The sequence below is a fragment of the Microbacterium salsuginis genome (genome assembly GCF_012524205.1).
GTDB lineage: Bacteria > Actinomycetota > Actinomycetes > Actinomycetales > Microbacteriaceae > Microbacterium > Microbacterium salsuginis.
The window spans coordinates 146,685-166,293 of record NZ_JABACI010000005.1; the positions used below are offsets into that span (position 1 = coordinate 146,685).

Genomic DNA, 19,609 nt, shown 5'->3' on the forward strand with positions numbered 1-19,609 from the left:
CGGGGTCAGAGCATCTCGAGGTTGCTCTTGAGCTCGAAGGGCGTCACCTGCGAGCGGTACTCCTGCCACTCGCGTCGCTTGTTCAGCAATACGTAGTTGAAGACCTGCTCGCCGAGGGTCTCAGCCACGAGCTCGGACTCCTCCATGTACTCCAGAGCGTGGTCCAGGCTCGCCGGCAGCGGCGCGTAGCCGAGCGCGCGGCGTTCGGCATCCGTCAGCGACCACACGTTGTCCTCGGCCTCCGCCGGGAGTTCGTACTCGTTCTCGATGCCCTTGAGGCCGGCGGCGAGCATGAGCGCGAAGGACAGATACGGATTGGCGGCCGAGTCGAGCGCCCGGTACTCCACCCGGGACGACTGACCCTTGTTGGGCTTGTACAGCGGAACGCGAACCAGCGCGGAGCGGTTGTTGTGTCCCCAGCAGATGAAGCTGGGTGCCTCGTCGCCGCCCCACAGTCGCTTGTAGGAGTTGACGAACTGGTTGGTGACTGCGGAGATCTCGTTGGCGTGCCGCAGCAGACCCGCGATGAACTGACGGCCGACCTTCGAGAGCTGGTACTGCGCGCCCTCCTGGTAGAACGCGTTGACATCCCCCTCGAAGAGGGACATGTGCGTGTGCATGCCGCTGCCGGGCTTGCCGGTGAGGGGCTTGGGCATGAAGGTCGCGTACACGCCCTGCTCGATCGCCACCTCCTTCACGACGGTGCGGAAGGTCATGATGTTGTCAGCAGTGGCCAGGGCGTCGGCGTATCGCAGATCGATCTCGTTCTGCCCAGGGCCACCCTCGTGATGGCTGAACTCGACGGAGATCCCGAGGTCCTCCAGCATCCGGACCGATCGCCGGCGGAAGTCGTGTGCCGTGCCGCCGGGAACGTTGTCGAAGTACCCTGCGGAGTCGACGGGCTCGGGTCCTTCGGCGCCGAACGACGACGACTTCAGCAGGTAGAACTCGATCTCGGGGTGGGTGTAGAACGTGAAGCCGGCGTCCGCTGCCTTCGCGAGCGTGCGCTTGAGGACATGCCGCGGGTCGGCCACCGCCGGCTGCCCGTCCGGCGTCGTGATGTCGCAGAACATCCGGGCTGTCGGGTCGATCTCGCCCCGCCAGGGCAGGATCTGGAAGGTCGTCGGATCGGGGTGGGCGAGCAGATCCGACTCATAAGAGCGCGTCAGGCCCTCGATCGCGGAACCGTCGAAGCCGAGGCCCTCGCTGAACGCGCCCTCGACCTCGGCCGGTGCGATCGCGACGGACTTGAGCGTGCCGATGACGTCGGTGAACCAGAGGCGGACGAACTTCACGCCCCGCTCCTCGATCGTCCTCAGAACGAAGTCACGCTGCTTGTCCATCGCATCCTCTCCGGCGCCCGCTCCACTGGGTGCCCGCGCGGCCCGCAGGGCTGCGCGGCGCGGCCGATGCCAGACTACTGGTCGTCGCGCGCGTCACCTGACACGCCGCTCCCCCAGTCGTTGTCGCGAGACTCCTCCTCCGCCCACGCGCGTGAGCGCTCACGCATGATCTCCGGTGCCCTCGCCGCCTCTTCCGGCGTCTCGAACGGTCCCGCGCGGTCGACCGCGGGCGACTCGAAGCCCTTCTCGACCTCGCCGGTCTTGAGGTTGTACCAGTACTTCTCGTTGTCGCCGGTCATCGCGTACTCCTCACATCGCGGCAGTGATGCTCCGTCGGCTCGATCCTAGTGACGCCCCCGTTCCGAGTCGCCAGGTCTGGATAGGGTGTTCGCATGGCATCACTCGCGACGCGCGCCGTGGGCGTGGACATCGGCGGCACGGGCATCAAAGCGGGAATCGTGGATCTCGACCGCGGCGAGCTGATCAGCGATCGCGTCAAGGTCGCCACACCCGAGGGCGCGCAGCCGCCCGACGTGCTGGCCGCTGTCACCGAGGTGCTCTCGACCCTGGGCGTCGCCGACGACGAGACGGTGCCGCTGGGGGTGGCATTCCCCGCCATCGTCAAGAACGGCATGACGCTGTCTGCCGCCAATGTGTCGGATCGGTGGATCGACTTCGAGGCCGAGAAGTTCTTCGAGAAGGGCCTCGGACGCGACATCCACTTCGCCAACGACGCCGACGTCGCAGGAGTGGCCGAGATGCGCTACGGCGCCGCCAAGGACCAGCGGGGTCTGACGATCCTCACGACGCTCGGCACGGGCATCGGGTCCGCGCTGCTGTATAACGGCGTGCTCGTGCCCAATTCCGAGCTCGGGCACGTGCAGCGGGCGAAGCATGGGAAGGACGCCGAGGCCTACGCCGCGTACTCCGCGATGGAGCGCGACGAGCTCTCGTGGGAGCAGTGGGCGGAGCGGCTGCAGTGGTACTACAGCCACATCGAGTTCCTCTTCAGCCCCGACCTCTTCGTCGTCGGGGGCGGCGTGTCCAAGCACGCCGACAAGTTCCTGCACCTGCTCGACCTCAAGACGCCGATCGTGCCGGCCGTTCACCGGAACAACGCGGGGATTATCGGCGCCGCCGCGCTCGCGCGGGACTGACGAGCACCGGCCGGCGAGAGGGCGAATGGGCCGGCCTGTACGCCGGGTTCTGTCCGGGGGCCGGAGCCCCGTGGACGGTCATCTCTCTCGGCGACACGTTGCCGTGCCGCTCCAGCGGCCTACCCGGGGACTCGGCGAGCCGCGTCATCATCCCCTGTCTGGCCTTGCTCCGGGCGAGGTTTGCCGTGCGGGCCGTGTCACCACGACCCCGGTGGTCTCTTACACCACCCTTTCACCCTTACCCCGACCGAGATCGGGGCGGTCTGCTCTCTGTGGCACTGTCTCGCGGATCGCTCCGGGTGGGTGTTACCCACCGCCCTGCCCTGTGGAGCCCGGACGTTCCTCGGCGCGCGGCGGCGAACCGCCCGCGACGCGACCGTCCAGCCGACCCATTCGCATCGCCGAGTCTACCGGCGGGGTCTGGGCGTGATCTGCGCGTCTCAGTCCTTCAGCGCGGTGCCGGCCACGCGGACATCCAGCGGGAAGTCGATGGGGAAGTCGCCGAACAGGATCCGTCCGGCGGTGGCCGCAGCATCCGTCACCGCCTGCGCAGCGGACTCGGCATGCTCGGCCGGCGCATGGACGATGACCTCGTCGTGGAGGAAGAAGGCGAGATGCGCCCGCCGCTCGAACACCGGGCCGGAGCGGTGGGCGGCCCGGGCCGCGGGGACGGGTTCCACGGCGCTCAACCGGGCGCGCAGGTCGGCCATCCAGGCCAGCGCCCACTCGGCCGCCGTGCCCTGGACGACGAAGTTGCGCGTGAATCTGCCGCGATCGCGAGCCCATCGGCGCGCTCTGGTCTCATCCGCACCGGATGCCTCGGCCTCCGTCGCGCGTGACTGCGCCACCGACCACTCGGCCGAGGGCGGCGGTGATGTGCGGCCGAGCCACGTGGAGACCAGACCGCCGTCCTCCCCGATGCGCGCCGCGTCGTCGACGAGGCCCATCGCACGCGGGTAGGCGCGCCGCAGTCGGGGCACGAGCCGACCGGACTCCCCCGTCGTCGCCCCGTACATCGCGCCGAGAAGCGCGATCTTCGCCTCCTGCCGCGTCGCGACCGCTCCGCTGTCGACGATGCCGGCGTAGAGGTCCCGACCGCGGGCCGCACCGGCGAGGGCGTGATCCCCCGACATCGCCGCGAGCACGCGTGGCTCGAGCTGGGCGACGTCGGCGACGACGAGCCGCCAGCCCGGGTCGGCGCGCACGGCCTCGCGCAGCTGACGTGGCAGCTGCAGCGCGCCGCCGCCGGATGAGGCCCATCGGCCGGTCACGACACCCCCCGGCACGAAAACCGGCCGGAACCTGCCGTCCTGCACCCATTCGTCGAGCCAGGACCACCCGTTCGCCGAGAGCAGCCGCGAGAGCTTCTTGTACTCCAGGAGCGGCTCGATGACGGGATGCCGCTGCTCGGCCAGTTCCCAGCGGCTCGTGGACTCGACGAGCACGCCGACGCGATGGAGCGCGCGCAGCAGTTTCGGCTGCGAGTCGAGGCTCGCGGCCGGATCGCCGAGAGCAGCACGGACGCGCGCAGCGGCCGCCGCGAGGAGTTCGGGCTGACCGCCGCCGCTGCGACGCCCGCCCAGCATCTCCGTGAGGATTCGGTCGTGCTCGGCCGCATCCCACGGCAGGCCCGCCGCGCGCATCTCCACGGCGATCAGTGCTCCTGCCGATTCTGCGGCGATGAGCAGGCGGAGCCGTCCCGGGTCGCTGCTGTCCGCGATCGCCAGGCGTTGCCGAGCGAACTCCGCGAGAGCGGAGTCCACATCCGAGGGGGTTCCTGCCGAAGGCCCGGAATCCTCGAGGTCGAACAGCACCGGCGCCAGGGCATCCGGTTCGACGTACGGCACCGCGTCCCAGCCGACGGACCCGCGGACCGCCGCATCCGGCTGCACGAGCGCGGACCCGCGGAGGATCGCATGACTCAGACGCAGGTCGTGACAGCGTGCCACTCGCACGCCGTGGTCGAGGAGGCCGCCGTACCACTGAGGGGTGTCGTTCCAGACCCACCGCGGGGACGAGGACGATTCCTCGCCCGCGATCCACTCGGCGAATCCGGATGCCGCGATCCGGCGCCGGTCAGTCTCACGGCCGGTCGCGTCCAGACCGGCGGCGACCACATCGTCGCCGCTGCGTCCGAGGACGATCCATGCAGGCGGGTCAGCGGCGCCCACGGTGTGTCACAGACCGGACTCCTCATCCCGGACGAGGATGCAGCCGCACTCGGGACACGTGACGACCGCGTCCTCAGCGGCGTGCCGCAGGGTGTTGAGGTCGCTTCCGGAGAGCACCATGTTGCAGCCTTCGCACGTGCGACGGCGCAGCAGAGCGGCTCCGGAACTGCGCACCGCGAGCTTCTCGTACAGCGCGAGCAGGTCGGCGGGCACGGTGCCGGCCACGGCGGACCGGTCGCGCGTGGCCGCGTCGAACGCCGCGGTGGCCTCCGCGACGGCTCGCTTGCCCTCGGCGCTGAGGTCGGCGCCCTCGGCGTTCGTCGCCGCGATGAGCGCCTCCTGCTCGGCGACGGCGGCGTCTGCCTCTTCGAGGCGTTCCATCACCACCAGCTCGGCATCCTCGAGGTCGCTCTTGCGCCGGGCGAGAGCCTCGAGCTCGCTCTGGAAGCCCTGCACCTCCTTGGAGTTGCTCGATGCGGCGAGCCGTTCGGCATCGCGAGCGGCGCGTGCGTCCACGACGGCCACATCGGACTCGATGCGCGACAGCTCGGTGCGCAGGTCGTCGCGCGTTCCGAGACGCACGCTCAGCTCCTGCGAGAGCTGCTGACGGCGCGCGAGCAGCTCCTGCACGCGAGACGCCTGCGGCGGGTTCTTGCGGGCGTGCTCGGCCTGGCGGATGCGCGCGTCGAGCTGCGCGAGATCGATGAGGCGGCGCTGGTCGGCGGGGCTGGCGTTCACGGACCCAACCTACCGCGGGGCGTCGACGCCGCGATGCTGCCCCGGGAGGTCTGCCCGTGGGATCAGCCACGCGGTGGGTATGGAGACTCAGAATTCGTGGGCCAGGAAGTCCTCAGGATCGGAAGCAGAACCGGTGGTGAAGAAGATCCGCGACTCGTCTCCCGGCGCCGAGGGATCGTAGAGAACCGTCACCGGCGCCCCGACTGGCGGCACCTCCGTCGTCCGGTATCTCACGACGCGCTTCACCCAGCGATCAGTACCGCTGAGATCCGTGAAGGTCACCGTCAGGCTGAAGATCATCTGCGATGCCTCGCTCGAGGGCACCGTGGACTCGGTGACCGAGCCCTGCACGCGACGGCCCGAGACGATGAGGCGCGACACCAGCTCCCGCCGCCGCGTCGCCCGTCGCCGCCCGCCGATCCCCAGCAGGAAGAACAGCACCGCGAACAGCGCGAACAGTGCCGGCAGCCACCATTGGGCGGAATAGAAGATCCAGGCACCCATCCCCCACGGCTCGTGCTCGCCGAAGGTCGGATCGATCTGCATCCCGACTTGATCCGGCGCCGTCCAAGACAGGCAGCCGATCCACACGCCGCCCGCCAGCCCCACCGTCAGAAGGGTGAGCGGCCCCACTCCGGCGAATCGCATCCTGTCCCCGGTGTAGCGGTGATTCCACGTGGAGTAGAGCCACCAGGAGAAGATCGACGCGACGATGCCGATCGGCAGCCAGACGAACGGCGAGCTCATCTGCGATTCCCATGTCGAGAAGACGCTGTTGAGCTCCATCAATCGGAAGGTGTCGAGGAGGCCCGCGAAACCGAACCCGGCGACCGCGCCCGTCGCGATGATCAGGATTCCGGAGAACACGGCGGCGACGGCCGCTCCGGTGGTGCCGCGGTGCCGCTCGAAGCGTTCGCGGCGGGCTGCGGCCGGATCGACAGTGCTCACGGCGCACAGCATAACGGGACGGTCCCCCGGGTGATGCGCGCCGGTGGATCCGCACGGGCACCGGCTCCGGTGCCGTGCTCTGTCGATCGCGGGGTCTGAGCGGCGTTGCCCGAGAGGGCCATCGGCGAGACGAGTGGCGTGCCTCGTGCAGCCGTTCCCCCTCCGGCGACGTGTCTAGTCCCAGGCTCCGAGCTTGACGGGGTTTCTCATCGCCCAGACGTGCTGGATCCTGCCCGCGTGGTGGCTGAGGCTAATGACCGCGAGCGTGTGACCTGCGCCGGTGGCGACCAGGCCGAGTTCGCCGTTGACCAGCGCTACCCGGACTGTGAGGTCGGGCTGCCGTTCGTAGACGCCGAGGAAGAACCTCGCAACCGCATCGGCACCGGCGAGAGGTTCGATCGCGGCGGAGACGATGCCGCCGCCGTCGGTGATCGCGGTGGCATCAGGGTCCAGCAGGGTGACGAGGGCGGCGAGGTCTCCGCTCTCCCATGCGTTCTTGAAGGCGCGGACTACGGCGGCGTGCTCCGAGGGTGAGACCGCAGTACTGCGTGCACCGTGCACGCGGCGACGCGCGGACGAGGCGAGTTGCCGGCAGGCCTCCGGCGTGCGTCCGACGACCTCGGCGATCTCGGGGAAGGTGTAGCGGAACACGTCGTGGAGGATGAACGCGACGCGCTCGGCCGGGGTCATGGATTCCAGCACGATCAGCAGTGCCATCGAGACCGACTCGTCCAGACTCACCCGGTCGGCGGGATCGCCGGGGTGGTTGCCATGGTGACTGGTCCAGGTGCCGGGGGTCGGCACTGGCTCTGGGAGCCACTCTCCGACGTACTGCTCGCGGCGGGCGCGGGCGGTGGTGAGCATGTCGAGACCGATGCGGCTGGCGGTCTTGATGAGCCATGCCCGCGGGGAGTCGATGTGACGACGCTCGGCGTCACTCAGCCGGTACCAGCGGATGTACGTCTCCTGCACAGCGTCCTCGGCATCGGCGAGTGAGCCCAGCAGACGGTATGACAGTCCGAGGAGCACCCTGCGCTCACGGATGGCCTCGCGGAGGCCGGGCGGCTCGCTCGGGCCCCGATCAGTGGGGACGATCACGGTCTTCCTTCGTCTGCGTGTCGGTGGTCCAGCGCCTGCTCCCTCACAGTTCGGGGTGCTGTCTCGTCTCATCGTTGGAGCACGCGCTGGCATGCTCCCCGGCCGGACGCGCATCTGCGCGCCGGGCGCGAATCCGAATCGCAAGAACCATGAGAGGAAGTCCGGACATGTCCAGTCCCGTCACATTCATCAATGTCATCGACGTCGACCCTTCCCAGCAGCAGGAGGTGATCGACATCCTGCAGGAAGGAACCGAGAACGTCATCTCCCGGCGGCCGGGGTTCGTCTCGGCCACGATCCTCGCCAGCGCGGATGGGAGCCGCGTCATCAACGTCGCCCGCTGGGACAGCGCCGACGACGTGAAGGCGACGCAGGCCGACCCCGTGGCCGCGGAATACGCCAAGCGCACCGCCGCCATCGCGACGCCCGGCCCGGGCATCTACACGGCCGTGTCTGAGTTCGGCGCCTGATCCGGCTCGATCCGGTGGGCGAGAAGGTCTGAGACCTCGCTCACCGGATCGCGGATCTCGAAGCACAGTCGCGATCGGGTGGGCCCTGCCGGGATCGAACCGACGACATCCACGGTGTAAACGTGGCGCTCTACCAGCTGAGCTAAAGGCCCTCGCCGGCCAGTCTACGAGGTGCGTCCGTCAGCCCTCGAACTCGGTAGGCTGGCAGATGGTGCGTTGTGCACGGCTGACAAAGCCTGCGCCGCTCCGGTAGCGATTACCTGGCACGATCTGCCAGACGACGAAAGGTCATCTGTGACTGTCAACGATCAGGATCCGTACTCGCAGGAACCCCTCGACAGCGATCCCGATGAGACCTCCGAGTGGCAGGAATCCCTGCAGCAGCTCGTGCAGGCGAAGGGCCACGGTCGTGGCCGCGAGATCATGCTGAGCCTGCTGCAGACCTCGCACGAACTGCAGCTGAACGTGCCGCAGGTTCCCACCACCGACTACATCAACACCATCGCGCCCGACAACGAGCCGGAGTTCCCCGGCGACGAAGAGCTCGAGCGGCGCTACCGCCGGTGGATCCGGTGGAACGCCGCGCTCACGGTCCACCGCGCGCAGCGCCCGGGGATCGGGGTCGGCGGGCACATCTCGACGTACGCCTCGTCGGCGTCGCTCTACGAAGTCGGCTTCAACCACTTCTTCCGGGGCCTGGACGACCCGAACGGCGGCGACCAGATCTTCATCCAGGGGCACGCCTCCCCGGGCATCTACGCCCGTTCGTTCCTCGAGGGACGACTCACAGAGACGCAGCTCGACGGCTTCCGTCAGGAGAAGTCGAAGGCGCCCGACGGCCTGCCGTCGTACCCGCACCCGCGGCTCATGCCCGAGTACTGGCAGTTCCCGACGGTGTCGATGGGACTCGGCCCGATCAACGCCATCTACCAGGCGATGACGAACAAGTACCTCACCAACCGCGGCATCAAGGACCTCTCGAACTCGCGCGTGTGGGCCTTCCTCGGCGACGGCGAGATGGACGAGGTCGAGAGCCGCGGGCAGCTCCAGGTCGCTGCCAACGAAGGCCTGGACAATCTGACGTTCGTCGTCAACTGCAACCTGCAGCGCCTGGACGGCCCCGTCCGCGGCAACGGCAAGATCATCCAGGAGCTCGAGAGCTTCTTCCGCGGCGCAGGCTGGAACGTCATCAAGGTCGTCTGGGGCAGCGGCTGGGACGAGCTGCTGTCGAAGGATGTCGACGGCGCCCTCGTGCACCTGATGAACACGACTCCCGACGGCGACTTCCAGACCTACCGTGCCGAGGACGGCGCCTTCATCCGCGAGCACTTCTTCGGGCGCGACGAGCGCACCGCCGCGCTCGTGAAGGACTGGTCCGACGAGGACATCTGGGGCAACCTGCGCCGCGGCGGCCTCGACTATCGCAAGGTGTACGCCGCGTACAAGGCCGCGACCGAGCACAAGGGCCAGCCCACGGTCATCCTCGCCAAGACGATCAAGGGCTATGGCCTGGGTCATCACTTCGAGGGCCGCAACGCGACCCACCAGATGAAGAAGATGACGCTGCAGGACCTCAAGTACTTCCGCGACTCGATGCGCATCCCGATCACGGACGCGCAGCTCGACGAGAACCCGTACCAGCCGCCGTACTACAACCCCGGTCCGCAGGACGAGACGATCCAGTACATGCTGGAGCGCCGTCGCGAGCTCGGCGGGTTCCTGCCCGAGCGCCGTACGCACCACGTCGGTCTTCAGCTGCCGGGTGACGAGGCGTACGCGCTGCCCAAGAAGGGCTCGGGCACGCAGGAGATCGCCACGACCATGGCATTCGTGCGGCTCCTGAAGGACCTGCTGCGGGCCAAGGACTTCGGGCACCGAATCGTGCCGATCATCCCCGACGAGGCGCGCACGTTCGGCATGGACGCGTACTTCCCGACGGCGAAGATCTACAACCCCCACGGCCAGAACTACACCTCGGTCGACCGGGAGCTCCTCCTCGCGTACAAGGAGAGCCCGCAGGGCCAGATCATGCACGTGGGCATCAACGAGGCTGGCGCCGTCGCGGCGTTCACCGCCACTGGCACGTCGTACTCCACGCACGGCGAGCCGCTCATCCCCGTGTACGTGTTCTACTCGATGTTCGGCTTCCAGCGCACCGGCGACGCCCAGTGGGCGGCGGGCGACCAGATGGCGCGAGGCTTCATCATCGGCGCGACCGCCGGCCGCACCACGCTGACCGGCGAAGGCCTGCAGCACGCGGACGGACACTCCCAGCTGCTCGCGTCCACGAACCCCGCGACGGTGTCGTACGACCCCGCGTACGGCTACGAGATCGCGCACATCGTCCGGGCCGGCATCGAGCGCATGTACGGCGGCAACCACCCCGACCCGAACGTCATGTACTACCTCACGGTGTACAACGAGCCCCTCGTGCAGCCGGCCGAGCCGGAGGGCGTGGACGTGGACGGCATCGTCCGCGGCATCCACCGCATCTCGTCGCCCGAGGGCGAGGGGCCGCGCGCTCAGATCCTCGCGTCGGGTGTCGGCGTGCCGTGGGCTCTCGAGGCGCAGCAGCTGCTGCGCGACGACTGGGGCGTGCAGGCCGATGTGTGGTCGGTCACCTCGTGGACCGAGCTGCGCCGCGACGGCCTCGCCGCCGACGAGCACAACTTCCTCCACCCGGAGGCGGAGCCGAAGACGGCGTACATCACGCAGAAGCTGAAGGACACCCCGGGACCCGTCGTCGCGGTGAGCGACTTCATGCACGCGGTGCAGGACCAGATCCGGCCGTGGGTGGAGCACCGCTTCGTGACGCTCGGCGCCGACGGCTTCGGCTTCTCGGACACCCGCGCGGCCGCGCGTCGGTTCTTCAAGATCGACGGCCCGTCGGTCGTCGTGCGCACCCTCCAGGCCCTGGCTGCGGACGGCATCGTCGATCGCGGTCTCGCGGCTCAGGCGATCGAGAAGTACCGGCTGCACGATGTGACCGCGGGAACGAGCGGGAACGCCGGCGGCGAGAGCTGATCCGCCCCATGCCCTCGACCGCAGCGATGGACAAGGACGATACGCTCGCGTGGCTGCGCCGCATCTCGGGCGACATCGCGACCGTCACCATCAAGCGGCTCGAAGACACCCTGCCCTGGTATGCCGAGATGCCACCGGCCCGGCGCTCCGCCGTCGGGCTGGTGGCACAGGCCGGCATCACGTCGTTCATCCAGTGGTACGACGATCCCGGATCGACGCCGTGGATCGCGTCCGACATCTTCGCCGCCGCGCCCCGCGAACTCCTGCGCAGCGTCAGCCTGCAGCAGACGCTGCAGCTGATCCGCGTGACCGTCGAGGTCACCGAGGAGCGGGTCGCGGGCCGCGGTGAGCATCTGCGCGAGGCGATCCTTCTCTACTCGCGCGAAGTCGCCTTCGCGGCTGCCGATGTCTACGCCCGCGCCGCCGAGGCGCGCGGGTTGTGGGATGCCCGGCTCGAGGCGCTCGTCGTCGACTCCATCCTCACCGGCGAGGCCGATGAGGAGCTGCCCAGCCGCATCGCCGCCCTCGGCTGGCATGGCCACGGCGAAGTCGCGGTGCTGGTCGGTACCACTCCGCCCCAGTTCGACGTCGACCAGCTGCGCCGCACCGCCCGCAAGCTCGGTGTCGATGTTCTGATCGGCGTCCAGGGCTCTCGCCTGGTCCTCGTGCTCGGCCGGGCCGAGCTCTCGGCACGGCCCGACGAGCCCGACACCGACCTGCCGTTCGGCGAGATCGCGAGGCGGCTCGAGCCCGGATTCGGCGGCGGATACCTCGTCCTCGGTCCGACCGTGCCGGCACTGGTCGACGCCGGTCAGAGCGCGCGCGGGGCTCTCGCGGGTTTTGCGGTGGCGCGCGCATGGCGTCATGCTCCGCGCCCCGTCGAAGCCGACGACCTGCTGCCGGAGCGAGCGCTGGCCGGGGATCCGCTGGCCAAGCAGACGCTCGTGGAGCGCATCTACCGCCCGCTGCAGTCGCACAGCGCCGACCTGGTGGCCACGCTGTGGGCTTATCTCGACAACGGGCGTTCCCTCGAGGCGACCGCCCGCGAGCTGTTCGTGCACCCCAACACCGTGCGCTACCGGCTCAAGCGCGTGTCGGAGGTCATCGGCTGGGACGCGACCGGACCGCGCGAAGCGCTGATCCTGCAGACGGCGCTGATCCTGGGATCGATCGGAACGGATGCCACCCGGCGGCGCCCGACGCCGACCCGACGCGGCACCTCCTGACGCAGGATCGCCCGCGCCGTGTGTACGGCACGCACAAAGCCTTCCGGCATTCTTGTGACGATACCGCCAGAACCCGCCCCGTGATCATTGACAGGATGGAACAGTGAGAATTGCGGTCTTCCCCGGGCAGGGCTCCCAGTCCCCCGGCTTCCTCGCCCCCTGGCTCGACGTGGACGGCGCGCGCGAGCGCCTCGCCCAGTACTCCGAGTGGTCGGGGATCGACCTCGTCGCGGCGGGAACCGAATGGGATGCGGACCGCATCCGCGATACGCAGGTGGCCCAGCCGCTGATCGTCGCCGCGAGCCTGCTGTCGTGGAACGCCCTTCCCGGCCGTGAGCGTGTCGGCGGCGTCGCCGGCCACTCGGTCGGCGAGTTCGCGGCAGCCGCGGCCGCCGGCATCCTGAGCGAGCAGGCGGCGCTCAGCCTCGTCGGCATCCGTGGGCGGGCGATGGCCGAGGCCGCCGCTGCCGCTGAGACAGGGATGAGTGCCGTGATCGGCGGCGATGAGGCATCCGTCCTCACCCGCCTCGCCGAGCTCGAGCTCGCGCCCGCGAACTACAACGGCGGCGGGCAGCTCGTCGTCGCCGGCGCCGCAGAGGCCCTGCGGGCGCTGGCCGCCGAGCCGGTCTCCGGGACCCGCGTGATCCCGCTCCAGGTCGCCGGTGCGTTCCACACGCACTACATGGCGCCGGCTGTCGAGACGCTCCGCGCCGCGGCCGATGAAGTCGCGGCCTCAGACCCCACCGTGACCGTGTGGAGCAACAGCGACGGGACGGCTGTCGAATCGGGCGCCGCGTTCGTCGAGCTGCTGGTCGATCAGGTGGCATCTCCCGTCCGCTGGGACCTGTGCATGTCTTCCTTCGCCGAGGCGGGCGTGGACGGACTCGTCGAGCTCTCGCCCGCCGGTACGCTGACGGGACTCGCCAAGCGCGCGCTGCGCGGCGTGCCCGCCGTGGCGGTCAAGACTCCCGACGACCTGGACGCTGCGGCAGCCCTGCTCGCCGCCGACGTGTGACCGGAGACACCATGACTCGAACCCTCGTTCAGCCCACCGGGGCCGCTCACACGCGCATCTACGCCTATGGCGCCGCCCGCGGCGAGATCGCCGTCCCCAACGACGACCTCGTCGGACCGATCGACTCGAGCGATGAATGGATCCGCCAGCGCACCGGCATCGTGACGCGCACGCGTGCCGTGCCCGAGACGGACGCGATCGACCTGGCGACGGATGCCGCGCGCGAGGCGATCGAACGCTCTGGCGTCGACCCGTCGCTTGTGGACGCCGTGATCGTCGCGACGGTGAGCAACCCCAAGCAGACGCCGTCGGTCTCGGCGATCGTCGCCGACCGGGTCGGAGCCAATCCCGCCGCGGCGTACGACCTCAACGCCGCATGCGCCGGCTTCGCATATGGCGTCGCCCAGGCCGATGCGCTCATCCGCGCGGGAGCCGCTCACTACGCGGTCGTCGTCGGCGCGGAGAAGCTCAGCGATATCGTCGATCCCACCGACCGCAGTATCTCGTTCCTCCTGGGTGACGGGGCGGGAGCAGTCGTCATCGGCCCGAGCGACACGCCCGGCATCGGTCCCACCGTGTGGGGATCGGACGGGTCGAAGGCCGACGCGGTCGGCATGAATCACACGCTCACCGAGTTCCGCGACGGCGCCGCGCCGTGGCCCACGCTGCGACAGGAGGGGCCGACGGTCTTCCGCTGGGCCGTGTGGGAGATGGTCAAGGTGGCACGCCAGGCGCTCGAGGCTGCCGGCGTCGAGGCATCCGATCTCGCCGCCTTCGTGCCGCACCAGGCCAACATGCGCATCATCGACGAGTTCGCCAAGCAGCTCGGCCTTCCCGACACGGTCGTCGTCGGCCGCGACATCGAGACGACCGGCAACACCTCGGCGGCCTCGATCCCGCTCGCGACCCACCGACTGCTCGAGGAGAACCCCGGGCTGAGCGGCGGGCTGGCGCTGCAGATCGGGTTCGGAGCCGGGCTCGTCTTCGGTGCCCAGGTCGTCGTCCTTCCGTGAGCCGGCGGCGCGCGACTCTAGACTGAGACCCGCCCGCCCGGGCTGTCGTACCCCCAAGAAACAGGAGAAACCATGGCATTCACCACCGACGAGGTCCTCGCCGGGCTCGCCGAGCTCATCACCGATGAGACGGGCATCTCGGCCGACGAGGTCGCTCTCGAGAAGTCGTTCACGGATGACCTCGACATCGACTCGATCTCGATGATGACGATCGTCGTCAACGCCGAGGAGAAGTTCGGGGTCACCATCCCCGACGACGAGGTCAAGAACCTCAAGACCGTCGGCGACGCCGTCAGCTACATCACGTCGAACCAGGCGTAGCAGCCCCGGTGGGGGCTGCGGCCCCCACCGGCTCACCCACGAGGATCTGGACCACATGAGCAACTCCCGCATCGTCGTCACCGGTATCGGCGCATCGTCGCCTCTCGGTGGCACGGCACCCGAGAGCTGGTCGGCGCTGCTGGACGGCGCCTCCGGCACCAGTACCCTGGAGCACGAATGGGTCGAGCAGTATCAACTGCCCGTCACCTTCGCCGCTCAGGCGAAGGTGCGGCCCGACACCGTCCTCGACCGTCCTGTCGCCAAGCGACTCGATCCCGCCTCGCAGTTCGCGCTGGTCGCGGCGATGGAGGCCTGGGCGGATGCCGGAAGCCCCGACGTCGAGCCGGAACGCCTCGGCGTGGACTTCGCGACCGGCATCGGCGGTGTGTGGACGCTCCTGGACGCGTGGGACACCCTGCGCGAGAAGGGTCCGCGCCGCGTCATGCCTATGACGGTGCCCATGCTCATGCCGAACGCCGCCGCGGGCAATCTCTCGCTGCACTTCGGCGCTCGTGCGTACGCGCGGACGGTCGCGAGCGCGTGTGCCTCGAGCACCGAGTCGATCGTGAACGCGGTCGAGCACATCCGTGCGGGCCTGGCCGACGTGGTGATCGCCGGCGGCACCGAGTCCGCCATCCACCCGATCACGATCGCGTCGTTCGCGTCGATGCAGGCGCTCTCTCGTCGCAACGACGATCCGGCCACGGCGTCGCGTCCCTGCAGCGTCGACCGGGACGGCTTCGTCATGGGCGAGGGCGCCGGTGCGCTCATCCTCGAGACCGAGGAGCACGCGCGTGCGCGCGGCGCCAAGATCTACGGCGCTGTCGTGGGCGGCGGTGTCACGGCCGACTCGTACCACATCACCGCGAACGACCCCGAGGGGCTCGGCGCCGCCCGCGCCGTGCGCATGGCGCTGGCGATGGCGGATGCCTCGCCCGACGACGTCACGCACATCAACGCGCACGCGACATCGACGCCGGTAGGCGATCCCAACGAGTACCAGGCGCTCAAGGCCGTCTTCGGCTCGCGAGTCGATGAGATCCCCGTGTCTGCCACCAAGGCCTCGACGGGCCACCTGCTCGGCGGCACCGGCGCTCTGGAGGCGATCTTCACGATTCTCGCGCTGCGCGACGGCATCGCTCCCCCGACGATCAACATCACCACGCAGGATCCCGACATCCCGTTCCGCATCTCGGGCTCGACGACTCCGCTGGGAGACGGCCCACAGCTGGCGATCAGCAACTCGTTCGGCTTCGGCGGACACAACGCCGTTGCGGCATTCGCCTCGGCCTGACACAGTCGCACGCACACACGAAGACGCCCCCGGTGAAGCCGACCGGGGGCGTCTGTCGTTCTCAGGCGGCGGCGATTCGCTTTCTCAGTGCCAGGGGTTTCTTCACCGGCATCCGGTAATCACGCCGCGCCCCGCCTGACGTCTCTCCGAGCGCCGGATCACCCCACCTTGTGCAGCCACACCACCGGGGCGTCGTCGCTGGCATGCCGGAACGGCTCGAGCTCGTCGTCCCAGGCTGCCCCGAGCGCGACCTGAAGCTCACGCTGCAGCTCGAAGGCGTCCCCGCCGGCGATGTCCATGGCGTACCGGATCCGGTCCTCGCCGATGACGACGTTGCCGGCCGAGTCCGTCTGCGCGTAGTGGATGCCGAGACCCGGCGTGTGCAGCCAGCGTCCGCCGTCGCTGCGCGGGGTGGGGTCCTCGGTCACCTCGAAGCGCAGGTGCTCCCACCCACGGATCGCCGTGGCCAGCGCCGCACCCGTGCCGGCGGTGCCCTCCCAGTAGAACTCGCAGCGGCGGCTGCCGTCGAGCACCGGCTGGTCGGCCCAGTCGAAGTTCACGGCGCGCCCGAGGGCGCGTCCGACGGCCCACTCGAGGTGGGGGCACAACGCTCGTGGCGCTGAGTGAATGTAGATCACTCCGCGCGCCTGTGGTGTCGCCATGATCTCTCCGTTCGTCAGGTACGTCTTCCCCTACGACCTGACTCACGCGTGGCGAGCTCATAGCATGCTGTTCGGTTGTGCTGCCGCCATTATCGCCGAAAGGGCGGCCGAATCACAAGGGTGTGATTCGGCCGCCCTGTCAGCGGCGAACGAGGAGACTCAGGCCTCGCTCATCGCCTGGACCTCGACCTGGCCCTTGGCGGCGTAGTAGGCGGCGCGAGCGGCATCCTTACGGGCCTGCTCGGCGTATCCGGCCTCGAGCACGTCCTGCGGCACCTCGACGCTGTCGACCTTGTTCACGCCGTGGTACTTCTCGATGTACGCGTCCAGCTCGGGGCCCGAGGTCCACGAGGTGATGAGGCAGTAACGAGGCTCGTCGCCCACGTGGGTGGCGGCGTGCCACAGGCGCTGCGTGTCGATGATCAGCTGCGCGCCGGCGGGAAGCGCGATACGCACCTCACCTGCCGGGTCCGTGCGGTTCTCACGCAGCACGAAGAAGCTGTCCTTGTCGTCGGTCAGGTTGAAGAACCCGCGCACGACCCAGCCCGTCCCATCGGGGTTGAGACGGTTGTTGTCGTCCTGGTGCAGGTTGTAGAGGCATTCGCCGTAAGGGGTCGGCTGCAGCTCGATCACGCGGCAGCGACCGACGTTGGCGCCGGGCTCCTGGGCGCGGCGCACGAGGTTCGGGGCCTTCTCGACCTGCGAGTCGATCCAGACGCCGTCCTTGTCGGTGCGCGGCGGCTTGTGGTTCCAGAAGCCGTTGCACTCGATCTCGCCGAAGGCGCTGGCCAGCGGTGCGAACCGCGTGTCGCCCGACGACTTCCAGTCGTTGTACTCGATGTCGAGCCACTCCTTGGGGTCGAGCTCCTGGTTGTAGCGGTCGAGGACGACGTAGCCGGTCTCCTCGAGGGCGGCGGACTTGATGTAACCCATGACGAATCATGCCTTTCGGTCAGCGGGCCAGCACGTTTTTACAGGCCCAACTTAGGCAAGCCTACATCGAGGCTCTGCGGGGTCCCCGTGACCCTCCGGGCAACTCTCGTGGCGGGCGTCCGGACCATAGACTGGGTGGTGCCATGGTCAGTGCCACGAATGTCGACGCCACCGCAGTCAACACGATCGGATGGCTGTCGGCAGCCGATTGGACCATCGTCGTCCCGGTGTACCAGCGCCAGTATCGGTGGGACATCGGCGCGTGCGAGCAGCTGCTCTCCGACATCCGAGCGGTGGCAGACCTCGATGACGGGCACATGCACTTCATCGGATCGATCCTGTCGTCCTCGGGAGGGCACGGCGACGGCGCAGAGCTCGTCCTCATCGACGGGCAGCAGCGCACGACGACCCTGATGCTGCTCGTCGCGGCCCTGCATCACACCGTCCGCGAGGCCGACCCGGCACTGGCCGACCAGCTCGCGCGGGTGCTCGTGCATTCCGACGATCCGTCTCTGACGAAGCTGCGCCCTCATCACGCGTGGGCGTCGGTCTTCGAGCGCGTGGTGCTCGACCAGGCGCTCCCGGCCGGCCAGTCCCGCGACTCGCGCTTCGACGACAACTACGCCTTCTTCCGCAGCCAGATCAGCCTCGACGAGGCACCGCACATCTGGCGCGGCTTGCAGAAGCTCGAGCACGTCTCGATCACCCTCGGCGCCGGTGCCAACGCCCAGCAGATCTTCGAGAGCCTCAACTCCACCGGAGAGCCGCTGCGCGACCACGAACTCATCCACAATTACGTGCTGATGGGGCTCGGTCACGCCGAACAGCGCCGGATCGAATCCGAATACTGGCGCGCGATCGAGCAGAACACCGGTGAGTCCATCGCCGACTTCTGGCGCCAGTACCTGGTCATGAAGACGGGGCGCGAGGTCTCGATCGTCGGCGGTCGCGGCGTCTACGACGCTTTCCGCCATGAGTTCCCGCGCCTCGAGCTTGCCGACTTGATCGACAGCGCGGAGGAATGGCGTGCTCTGTCCCGGGTGTACCGGACGCTGCTCGTCCCCGCGGAGGCGCCCGATGCCGAGATCGCGCGTCACCTCGGGTACCTCAACACCTTCGGCACGACGATGTACCCGCTCGTCATGCTCGCGTACCGCGATTTCGAACGGGGTGTGATCACCCGCGACGATCTGATCGAGACCCTCGAGATGGTGCAGGCGCTTCTCGTTCGACGTTCCGTCGTCGGCACCGGCGTCGACCGCCTGGTCGCGCGCCTGTGCCGCGCTCGGGCGCAGGGCGCACCAGCCCTGGTCTCGGCGATATCGCGCATCACGCCCTCCGACGAACGCGTCGGCGCTGCGCTGAAGTACGTCGACCTCCCCCACCCGCACTACGTGCTCGGCCGCATCGCCGGTGTGGACGGCGCGGGCGGACTCGATCTCGAGCACATCGTGCCGCTCGCGCCCGGAGACACCTGGACCGGTGACGGCGCCCGCGAGTGGGCGGCGTACAGCGAGGACGAGCAGAACAGCCACCGTGCGCTCGCCAAGACGATCGGCAACCTGGCGCTGCTCGAGGAAGACCTCGCGGTGCGCGCGTTCGACCGGTCGTTCCCCGAGAAGCGGGAGCTTTACGCGCGGAGTGCAGTGGCGACGACCGCGCCGATCGGTGCCATCGACCGCTGGAACACGGCGGCGATCTCCGCACGGTCGGCACAGCTCGCGGCGCGGTTCGTCGAGATCTGGCGGCGCCCGGGAGGCCCGGCCATCGACGACGACGGCCTCACGCCCATTCTCGACGCGGTCAGACGGCGCGGGTGGCCGCCCGGCTGGCAGCGCGAGTGGTCGTACGTGGAGTACTGCGGCGAGCACTGGGAGGTCTACGACGTCAAGTACCTCTTCAACCGCGTCTTCAAGCGCCTGTGGGCGGACTCGCGCGAGGCGGTCGTCTCCTACAGCGGTCGCCGCGGCGGCCCGGTGTACACGGCGCAGTCCTGGAACGGCCAGTGGGACCGCCTGGACGACGAGCATTCGCTCTACATGGGCTGGGACTCCAGTTACATGCTGAGCGCCGTGCAGGGCGTGCTCGAGGAGGCGGGTCTGGCACCCGAGGTGTTCGTCAAGTACTCCTACATCGGCAACGCGATGTGACATGCGGTGACGGATGCCTCGGCTGAGGCATCCGCCACCGCATTCT

The 19,609-nt window shown here is 69.0% G+C and carries 17 protein-coding genes, 1 tRNA gene and 1 other RNA gene; 9 read left to right on the top strand and 10 right to left on the bottom strand.

Annotated elements, in window-relative coordinates; all coding sequences use genetic code 11:
• Positions 1-5: 5 nt before the first annotated feature.
• Both glnA and HF576_RS16735 read right to left on the bottom strand, forming a co-directional pair.
• Positions 6-1,343 carry a type I glutamate--ammonia ligase gene (gene glnA / locus HF576_RS16730; RefSeq protein ID WP_168913977.1) on the bottom strand — a complete coding sequence of 446 codons (1,338 nt, stop codon included), beginning with the start codon at positions 1,341-1,343 and terminating at the stop codon, positions 6-8.
• 74 nt (positions 1,344-1,417) lie between these two features.
• Positions 1,418-1,642 carry an SPOR domain-containing protein gene (locus HF576_RS16735; RefSeq protein WP_168913978.1) on the bottom strand — a complete coding sequence of 75 codons (225 nt, stop codon included), beginning with the start codon at positions 1,640-1,642 and terminating at the stop codon, positions 1,418-1,420.
• A 93-nt stretch (positions 1,643-1,735) separates the two neighbouring features.
• Between HF576_RS16735 and ppgK the strand changes: the two genes are divergently transcribed.
• Positions 1,736-2,500 carry a polyphosphate--glucose phosphotransferase gene (ppgK, locus tag HF576_RS16740; RefSeq protein ID WP_168913979.1) on the top strand — a complete coding sequence of 255 codons (765 nt, stop codon included), beginning with the start codon at positions 1,736-1,738 and terminating at the stop codon, positions 2,498-2,500.
• A 22-nt stretch (positions 2,501-2,522) separates the two neighbouring features.
• Here ppgK and rnpB read toward each other — a convergent pair.
• The 5 genes from rnpB to sigJ all read right to left on the bottom strand — a co-directional run bounded on the left by rnpB (position 2,523) and on the right by sigJ (position 7,455).
• Positions 2,523-2,892: RNase P RNA component class A (gene rnpB, locus HF576_RS16745), an RNA gene on the bottom strand.
• 48 nt (positions 2,893-2,940) lie between these two features.
• The gene (locus tag HF576_RS16750; protein ID WP_168913980.1) at positions 2,941-4,671 is read right to left on the bottom strand and encodes a bifunctional 3'-5' exonuclease/DNA polymerase; all 1,731 of its coding nucleotides are present in this window, start codon (positions 4,669-4,671) and stop codon (positions 2,941-2,943) included.
• 6 nt (positions 4,672-4,677) lie between these two features.
• Positions 4,678-5,409, bottom strand: coding sequence for a CT398-like coiled coil hairpin domain-containing protein (locus tag HF576_RS20815; RefSeq protein ID WP_168913981.1), 732 nt, complete (start codon positions 5,407-5,409; stop codon positions 4,678-4,680).
• A gap of 87 nt (positions 5,410-5,496) precedes the next feature.
• A complete protein-coding gene (locus tag HF576_RS16760; protein WP_168913982.1) occupies positions 5,497-6,357 on the bottom strand; it encodes a DUF3592 domain-containing protein in 861 nt (286 codons plus the stop codon).
• Positions 6,358-6,531: 174 nt separating this feature from the next.
• A complete protein-coding gene (sigJ, locus tag HF576_RS16765; RefSeq protein ID WP_343234326.1) occupies positions 6,532-7,455 on the bottom strand; it encodes an RNA polymerase sigma factor SigJ in 924 nt (307 codons plus the stop codon).
• A gap of 167 nt (positions 7,456-7,622) precedes the next feature.
• On the opposite strand from sigJ, the gene HF576_RS16770 reads away from it, so the two are divergent.
• Positions 7,623-7,925: an antibiotic biosynthesis monooxygenase gene (locus tag HF576_RS16770; protein WP_168913984.1), complete on the top strand. Its 303-nt coding sequence runs from the start codon at positions 7,623-7,625 to the stop codon at positions 7,923-7,925.
• Positions 7,926-8,004: 79 nt separating this feature from the next.
• On the opposite strand, the gene HF576_RS16775 is transcribed toward HF576_RS16770, so the two are convergent.
• Positions 8,005-8,077 (bottom strand) — tRNA-Val (locus tag HF576_RS16775).
• A gap of 142 nt (positions 8,078-8,219) precedes the next feature.
• Between HF576_RS16775 and aceE the strand changes: the two genes are divergently transcribed.
• The 6 genes from aceE to HF576_RS16805 all read left to right on the top strand — a co-directional run bounded on the left by aceE (position 8,220) and on the right by HF576_RS16805 (position 15,818).
• Positions 8,220-10,949, top strand: a complete 2,730-nt coding sequence (gene aceE, locus HF576_RS16780) for a pyruvate dehydrogenase (acetyl-transferring), homodimeric type (RefSeq protein ID WP_168913985.1) — start codon at positions 8,220-8,222, stop codon at positions 10,947-10,949.
• Between the two features lie 8 nt (positions 10,950-10,957).
• A complete protein-coding gene (locus tag HF576_RS16785) occupies positions 10,958-12,175 on the top strand; it encodes a PucR family transcriptional regulator (protein ID WP_168913986.1) in 1,218 nt (405 codons plus the stop codon).
• Between the two features lie 103 nt (positions 12,176-12,278).
• The gene (locus tag HF576_RS16790) at positions 12,279-13,190 is read left to right on the top strand and encodes an acyltransferase domain-containing protein (protein WP_168913987.1); all 912 of its coding nucleotides are present in this window, start codon (positions 12,279-12,281) and stop codon (positions 13,188-13,190) included.
• A gap of 11 nt (positions 13,191-13,201) precedes the next feature.
• Entirely contained in the window at positions 13,202-14,203 is a 1,002-nt protein-coding gene (locus HF576_RS16795; protein WP_168913988.1) for a beta-ketoacyl-ACP synthase III, read from the top strand.
• Between the two features lie 72 nt (positions 14,204-14,275).
• Complete coding sequence (locus tag HF576_RS16800) at positions 14,276-14,524, top strand: acyl carrier protein (protein WP_168913989.1); 249 nt, start codon at positions 14,276-14,278, stop codon at positions 14,522-14,524.
• A gap of 55 nt (positions 14,525-14,579) precedes the next feature.
• Positions 14,580-15,818, top strand: coding sequence for a beta-ketoacyl-[acyl-carrier-protein] synthase family protein (locus HF576_RS16805; RefSeq protein ID WP_168913990.1), 1,239 nt, complete (start codon positions 14,580-14,582; stop codon positions 15,816-15,818).
• 158 nt (positions 15,819-15,976) lie between these two features.
• On the opposite strand, the gene HF576_RS16810 is transcribed toward HF576_RS16805, so the two are convergent.
• Positions 15,977-16,480 carry a DUF3145 domain-containing protein gene (locus tag HF576_RS16810; RefSeq protein ID WP_168913991.1) on the bottom strand — a complete coding sequence of 168 codons (504 nt, stop codon included), beginning with the start codon at positions 16,478-16,480 and terminating at the stop codon, positions 15,977-15,979.
• Positions 16,481-16,639: 159 nt separating this feature from the next.
• Positions 16,640-17,413: a hypothetical protein gene (locus HF576_RS16815; RefSeq protein WP_168913992.1), complete on the bottom strand. Its 774-nt coding sequence runs from the start codon at positions 17,411-17,413 to the stop codon at positions 16,640-16,642.
• Between the two features lie 143 nt (positions 17,414-17,556).
• Between HF576_RS16815 and HF576_RS16820 the strand changes: the two genes are divergently transcribed.
• Positions 17,557-19,563 carry a DUF262 domain-containing protein gene (locus HF576_RS16820; protein ID WP_168913993.1) on the top strand — a complete coding sequence of 669 codons (2,007 nt, stop codon included), beginning with the start codon at positions 17,557-17,559 and terminating at the stop codon, positions 19,561-19,563.
• Positions 19,564-19,609: the final 46 nt, after the last annotated feature.

Bases quoted from the DNA above. Each gene is read 5' to 3' on its own strand.
- glnA (WP_168913977.1), bottom strand. From the start codon at position 1,343: ATGGACAAGCAGCGTGACTTCGTTCTGAGGACGATCGAGGAGCGGGGC.
- HF576_RS16735 (WP_168913978.1), bottom strand. From the start codon at position 1,642: ATGACCGGCGACAACGAGAAGTACTGGTACAACCTCAAGACCGGCGAG.
- ppgK (WP_168913979.1), top strand. From the start codon at position 1,736: ATGGCATCACTCGCGACGCGCGCCGTGGGCGTGGACATCGGCGGCACG.
- HF576_RS16770 (WP_168913984.1), top strand. From the start codon at position 7,623: ATGTCCAGTCCCGTCACATTCATCAATGTCATCGACGTCGACCCTTCC.
- HF576_RS16785 (WP_168913986.1), top strand. From the start codon at position 10,958: ATGCCCTCGACCGCAGCGATGGACAAGGACGATACGCTCGCGTGGCTG.
- HF576_RS16795 (WP_168913988.1), top strand. From the start codon at position 13,202: ATGACTCGAACCCTCGTTCAGCCCACCGGGGCCGCTCACACGCGCATC.
- HF576_RS16800 (WP_168913989.1), top strand. From the start codon at position 14,276: ATGGCATTCACCACCGACGAGGTCCTCGCCGGGCTCGCCGAGCTCATC.
- HF576_RS16805 (WP_168913990.1), top strand. From the start codon at position 14,580: ATGAGCAACTCCCGCATCGTCGTCACCGGTATCGGCGCATCGTCGCCT.
- HF576_RS16810 (WP_168913991.1), bottom strand. From the start codon at position 16,480: ATGGCGACACCACAGGCGCGCGGAGTGATCTACATTCACTCAGCGCCA.
- HF576_RS16815 (WP_168913992.1), bottom strand. From the start codon at position 17,413: ATGGGTTACATCAAGTCCGCCGCCCTCGAGGAGACCGGCTACGTCGTC.
- HF576_RS16820 (WP_168913993.1), top strand. From the start codon at position 17,557: ATGGTCAGTGCCACGAATGTCGACGCCACCGCAGTCAACACGATCGGA.